The organism is Arthrobacter sp. 05L45_2 (assembly GCF_056397525.1).
This window is the reverse complement of record NZ_JBFTNO010000204.1, coordinates 1-5,664: the sequence shown is the minus strand read 5'-3', so window position 1 is coordinate 5,664 and position 5,664 is coordinate 1. Positions and strand designations below refer to the sequence as shown.

At 67.9% G+C, this 5,664-nt stretch carries 6 protein-coding genes; 5 read left to right on the top strand and 1 reads right to left on the bottom strand.

All coding sequences use genetic code 11. The annotated features are described in order from the left end of the window. A partial coding sequence (locus AC1DHD_RS13635) for an amidohydrolase family protein (protein WP_476880231.1) occupies positions 1-1,076 on the bottom strand: 1,076 nt, incomplete at its 3' end. 359 nt (positions 1,077-1,435) lie between these two features. On the opposite strand from AC1DHD_RS13635, the gene AC1DHD_RS13630 reads away from it, so the two are divergent. The 5 genes from AC1DHD_RS13630 to AC1DHD_RS13610 are packed head-to-tail and all read left to right on the top strand — an operon-like array spanning position 1,436 to position 5,663. After that, a complete protein-coding gene (locus AC1DHD_RS13630; RefSeq protein ID WP_476880230.1) occupies positions 1,436-1,816 on the top strand; it encodes a hypothetical protein in 381 nt (126 codons plus the stop codon). Then, positions 1,813-2,868: a zinc-dependent alcohol dehydrogenase family protein gene (locus AC1DHD_RS13625; protein WP_476880229.1), complete on the top strand. Its 1,056-nt coding sequence runs from the start codon at positions 1,813-1,815 to the stop codon at positions 2,866-2,868. The genes AC1DHD_RS13630 and AC1DHD_RS13625 overlap by 4 nt, the downstream gene beginning before the upstream one ends. Beyond that, positions 2,865-3,314 carry a flavodoxin family protein gene (locus tag AC1DHD_RS13620; protein WP_476880228.1) on the top strand — a complete coding sequence of 150 codons (450 nt, stop codon included), beginning with the start codon at positions 2,865-2,867 and terminating at the stop codon, positions 3,312-3,314. The genes AC1DHD_RS13625 and AC1DHD_RS13620 overlap by 4 nt, the downstream gene beginning before the upstream one ends. After that, on the top strand, positions 3,311-5,002 hold the full coding sequence (locus AC1DHD_RS13615; RefSeq protein ID WP_476880227.1) for a DUF4389 domain-containing protein: 1,692 nt from the start codon (positions 3,311-3,313) through the stop codon (positions 5,000-5,002). Before AC1DHD_RS13620 ends, AC1DHD_RS13615 begins: the two co-directional genes overlap by 4 nt. A 22-nt stretch (positions 5,003-5,024) precedes the next feature. Beyond that, positions 5,025-5,663, top strand: a complete 639-nt coding sequence (locus tag AC1DHD_RS13610; RefSeq protein WP_476880226.1) for a cytochrome c oxidase assembly protein — start codon at positions 5,025-5,027, stop codon at positions 5,661-5,663. Position 5,664: the final 1 nt, after the last annotated feature.

The following is a 5,664-nucleotide window of genomic DNA, read 5'->3' as shown; positions in this document are numbered from 1 at the left end:
AACTGGGCATGCTCAATCCGGCCGCTGACGCCGGCCGCCGCGAAGGCGTTCAGCGCCACCTCGTTGGCGCCGTCGCCGATCGCATGCACTGCCGGGACAAATCCGGTCTCGCCCGCCCTGGCAAGCAGCCGGATCAGGTCCTGTTCGGTGACCGTCAGCAGGCCGCGGCCACCGTGGGGATAGGGGTCGACGCAGTACGCCGTGCGCGTGTTGAGCGACCCGTCGATCAGGACCTTCAGCGGGCCGACGCGCAGCAGCCCGCCGGCACCGGGGAGCAACTGGCCGGTCCGCATGCCGTCGCCGACGGCACGCTCCAAGTCGTGGGGGTAGACCGCGGCATCCACCCGGAGGCAGTCGAAGCCCGCCGCCATCCGCCGGAGCCACGGATCCCGGTTCCAGACCATCTCAAAGTCGACAATCCCCACGATGCCCCGTGCCGCTGCAGCCTCTCCGGCCTTTTGGACCAGGGCGTCCACGGCGTCGTCAGGCAGGCGCCCGAGTTCCCGGGTGAGTTCGAATGCGGGGTCCTCGCGCAGCAGCCCGTCCGCGCCGACCGCCGTCCCGTACCGCGAAGCGGCCGCGCTGTTCAGCCACACGCAGTGCAGGTCATGGCTAATCAGGGCCGTTGGTACGCCGGCAGTCGCCGCGTCCAGAAGCGCGAGACTGGGCTCATCGGCCCACACGGCATCCCGGAACCCGACGCCCACCAGCGTCGCCCCGTCCGTCGCCGCAGCTGTCGTGCCGTTCAGGCGCGAGCGCACGACGGCGGCCGCTTCTGCCGCCGAGGCGGCCCCGGATAGGTCGATCCTGCCGGTCGCCAGGGCCCACTGGGTCATATGGACATGTTCATCCCACAGTCCGGGAACGACGAAGCGACCGTCGGCGTCGACCACCTCGAAGCTGGCCGGCGAACCCGCCGCGGAACCGCCTGCGGACCCTTCCCAGGATCCGGCAGGCGCGATCCGGGTGACCACTCCGTCCGCAATAAAGATGTCGGAGGGCGCCGCCTCGCCGGGTTGCCGGACCGAGGCCAGGACAAGGGCGGACGCGGCGGCAGAGGTGGCGGTGGTCGGCATAGAAACAGGCTAGGGCCGGGGTGTGGCCGCAGCAATTCCGGCCACTTTGGCCACTGTCTGCACACGGGTTACAGGGCGTCAATTTCCGCGCCCTGCAAGGGACTTTCGTCCCCTTGCCCGTCCTTGGCGGCGAGGTCATTCTGGAGTTGGGGCGGTTCCTGCACGGCCATTGGGGATGAACCACATTGGGGCAGTTGCGGTCTCGCTAGGACCTGGGGTGAGGAAATGGCAAGTGCACTTTCCAGCTTGGGCAGGAAAGGCAGGAGACCAGCCGCTATGTCGATTCACGAAGCAATCGCAGCAGTCGCCAGTTCGCGTGCCGCCGCAACGTTGCGGCCGCGGGGGAGCGCTGAGAGCGCATGAGCCCGCTGCGCCACGTCAGCGCCGCCAGCCGCGCCAAGGCCTACCACGCGCACCCCTCCCACGGGGATCCCCGGATCAAGGTAGTCATCCGGATCGACCCCTCCGCGGAACTGGCCCGCGTCGAGGTGCGGGGCGTCGTCACCACGGCCAACATCCGCGCCCTCTACGTCGTATGCCGCCGGGTCACGGCCAAACTGTCCGGTTATGAGCTCGTGGTGGATCTTGCCCACGCGCGGGTAACTGCCGCGGCCTTCGACGAACTCCACGACCACGCCCGGCAGTCGATCGTCTCCTCCGGGATCGATGCGTCCGTCACCCCGTGCCGCCTGCGGATCGTCGATCCGCCGGTCATTCTCAGAACCAAGGAGCTTGCATGAAAGCCCTCGTGTACGGCGGCCCCGGCCAAAAATCCTGGACTGACGTCCCTGATCCGGAGATCCAGAACCCCAGCGACGTGATCGTCAAGGTGGATACCACCACCATCTGCGGCACTGACCTGCACATCCTCAAGGGGGACGTGCCCGCTGTGACCAAGGGACGGATCCTCGGCCATGAAGGCGTCGGAACCATCACCGAGGTCGGCCAGTCCGTGACCGCCCTCAAAGTGGGCGATCGCGTCATCATTTCGTGCATCAAGTCCTGCGGGCACTGCGCCAACTGTAAGACCGGGCTGTACTCGCACTGCATGGGTGAGGAGGGGCAGTCCGGGATCGGCTGGGTGTTCGGCCACCTGATCGATGGCACCCAGGCGGAGTATGTCCGTATCCCGTACGCCGAGAACTCACTCCACCTGCTGCCCGAGGGCGTCAGCGACGAGCAGGCCGTGATGCTCTCCGACATCCTGCCTACCGGGTTCGAGATCGGGGTGCAGTACGGGCGGGTCAAGCCGGGAGACACGGTGGCCGTGATCGGGACCGGCCCGGTCGGGCTCGCCGCGGTCGCCACGGCCGGCCTCTACGGTGCCGCCACCATCATCGCCGTCGACCTTGACTCCAACCGGTTGGAAAAGTCCCGTGAGTTCGGCGCCACCAACGTGGTGCTGTCCGGCGACGCCGACTGGAAGGACCAGGTCCTCGCGCTCACCGACGGCCAGGGCGTGGATGTGGCCATCGAGGCCGTCGGCATCCCGGYCACCTTCGACATGTGCACCGCGATCGTGCGGCCCGGCGGGAACGTGGCCAACGTGGGGGTCCACGGCAAGCCGGTGGAACTGCACGTGGAGAACCTCTGGATCCAGAACATCAACATCAGCATGGGCCTGGTGAACGCCAACACCACCCCGATGCTGCTCAAGCTCGTGGCGCAGAAGAAGGTGCCGGCCGAGAAGTTCGCCACCCACAGGTTCGGCTTCGACCAGTTCATGGACGCCTACGACACTTTCGCCCGTGCCGCCGAGACCAAGGCCCTGAAAGTGGTGATCAGCGCATGAAAGCCCATGTTGTCTACGACTCGGCCTTTGGCAACACCAAATCCGTGGCGGAGGCCGTCGCCGGCTCGCTCGGGGGACTCGAGGCCACCACCGTCTCCGTCAGCGAATTCCACCCGGGCGACCTCGCCGCCGGGGACCTGCTGGTGGTTGGAAGCCCCATCAACGGATGGCGTCCGACGCCGAAGATCACCGCGCTGCTCTCGACGCTCGGAAACGGCCAGCTGGCGGGCGTCAAAGCCGCCGCGTTCGATACCCGCATCCGGATGTTCGTCCACGGCGACGCGGCCAAGAAGATGGCGCACACCCTCCGCGACAATGGCGCGGACATCATTTCCGAGCCCATGCCGTTCTTCGTGCAAGGGAGCGAGGGGCCACTGCGTCCCGGTGAACTGGAGAAAGCCTCACGGTGGGGCAAGTCTTTGCTCGAGGCGCTGGAACGGTCATGAAACCCGGCCGGATAGTCATGCTGGTGCTCGGGACGCTTGCCGCGTTGCTGGGCCTGGGGATGCTTGCCGGCGCCGGCTTCACCGGCTGGGCCAACTACCAGCAGCGCGACGGCGGGTACTTCACCACGCCGTCCGAGCGGTACACGGTGGATTCGTACGCCCTCACGTCCCCGCGGCTGAACGTTATGACCGGGCCCGGACCGACCGGCGTCGACCCGGCTGCTATGGCCGGCAGCCTGATGCTCCGCGGTTCGGCCGCGGACTCCGCCCAGCGGATCTTCATCGGGATCGGACCCCAGGCCGACGTCGCGGCGTACCTCAACGGGGTCAAGCACACGGAGCTCACCGAGGTCCGCTTTTCGCCCTTCCGGGCCGAGTACCGTGACGTTGAGGGCACCAAGCCGCCCGCCCGCCCGGCCGACCAGAAGTTCTGGTCCGCGTCCGCCACCGGCGCCGGCAGCCAGGAACTCACGTGGGACCTGCGCTCGGGAAACTGGGCCGTTGTGGTGATGAACGCCGACTCAACCAGCCCCGTCGCGGTCGATCTCCGCGGGGGCGCCAGGTCGGACCTCCTGTGGCCGGTCTTCCTGGGCCTCCTGATCGGCGGCATTGTGCTCCTGGCCGTGGGTGTCCCCCTGATTGTTGCGGGCGCGGCGGGGCTGGGCCGCGCCGGGCCGCCGCACGGACCGGGCCAGCAGCCGTACCCTGGGCCGCCACCGGGGCCGCCGTACGCCGTTCCGTACCCGGGCCAGCAGCACTCCGCCGGCGCATATCCGGCCGGTCCGGTGCCCGCCGGCGCGCCGCCCGGCAGTTACGTCTACCCCTCGCGGCTCAGCGGCTACCTGGATCCACAGCTGTCACGCTGGCTGTGGCTGGTCAAGTGGTTCCTGGCCATCCCGCACTACATCGTGCTGTTCTTCCTCTGGTTCGCCCTGGTGGTCACAACGATTGTGGCCGGCTTCGCGATTCTCTTCACCGGCCGGTATCCGCGCTCGCTGTTCAACTTCAATGTCGGGGTGATCCGCTGGAGCTGGCGGGTGGCGTTCTACTCCTATGCGGCGATCGGCACGGACCGATACCCGCCGTTCACGCTGGCACGGACCGACTACCCCGCGGATTTCGACGTCGACTACCCGGAGAAGCTCTCCCATGGCCTGGTGCTGGTCAAGTCCTGGCTGCTCGCCATCCCGCATCTGCTCATCGTGGCCGTCCTCACCGGAACGACCCGCAGCTGGGGCGGCCGCGACGGGTACTGGGCCGACGGGGAGTGGGTCCGGCAAAACGCCGGCATCTCGCTGATCGGTTTGCTGGTGCTGATAGCGGGCGTCATCCTGCTGTTCACCGGCCAGTACTGGCGGGGGTTGTTCGACCTCCTGATGGGCCTGAACCGCTGGATCTACCGGGTCATCACCTATGTGGCGCTGATGCGTGACGAGTACCCGCCGTTCCACCTGGATATGGGGCCGACGGACCCGGGCGACCCGCACCCCGTTCCGACACCCTGGCCACCGGCCGGGCCGCCTCCCGGGCCGCCTTCGGGCCCGGCTGGTGACCATGGGCCATACCAGCCGCCTCCGCCGGGCTTCTACGGGATCGGCGGCCCCTCAGCAACCGTGCCGCCCGAGGTCCAGGAAGGCCGGGGTGGCCCGGGCAGCCCGCCGCCGGAACCCGGCCCGGCAAAATCCTAGGAACCACCGTTATCCTGACCCCGTGCCTCCTCTCGACGTCGTCATCACTGCCTGGCAGATTGACTGGACCGCCCTCGCCATCATGGTGGCCTTCGGCGGGCTGTACGCGCTCGCACTCCGGGCCGCGGCAAGACATGGCAGCCGGTGGCCGATCTGGCGGACCGTGGCCTTCTACGCGTTGGGCCTTGGCTCGTTCGCGCTGCTGACCTGCGGATTTCCCGGTGTGTACGGTTCCCAGCTCCGTTGGGCCTTCACACTGAAGATCACCCTGATGCTGTTCGTGGTGCCGCTCCTGATCGGGCTGGGCAAGCCGATTTCGCTGGCCCGCATGGCACTTCGGGACGACGGCGTCCGGCGCCTGGACGCCGTGCTGGCACACCGGGCGGTCCGGTTCCTGAGCAACTCCCTGGCGGCCCCGCTGCTGGGGCTTGCCCTCTTCTCGACGTTCCTGACCCCGGCCTTCTCCACCCTGCGCACGAATCCGGTGGCAGGGGCCCTCCTCACCCTCGGCATTCCCGTGCTCGGCCTGCTGATGGCACTCCCCATCATCGAAGAAGAGGCCTTCAGGCGCTCCAGTGCGTTCATCACCCTGGAGTTCGTCTTCGTCTTCATTGAGTTGCTGATCGACGCCGTGCCCGGAATCCTGCTGCGCCTGAACTGAA

Bases quoted from the DNA above. Each gene is read 5' to 3' on its own strand.
- AC1DHD_RS13630 (WP_476880230.1), top strand. From the start codon at position 1,436: ATGAGCCCGCTGCGCCACGTCAGCGCCGCCAGCCGCGCCAAGGCCTAC.
- AC1DHD_RS13620 (WP_476880228.1), top strand. From the start codon at position 2,865: ATGAAAGCCCATGTTGTCTACGACTCGGCCTTTGGCAACACCAAATCC.
- AC1DHD_RS13615 (WP_476880227.1), top strand. From the start codon at position 3,311: ATGAAACCCGGCCGGATAGTCATGCTGGTGCTCGGGACGCTTGCCGCG.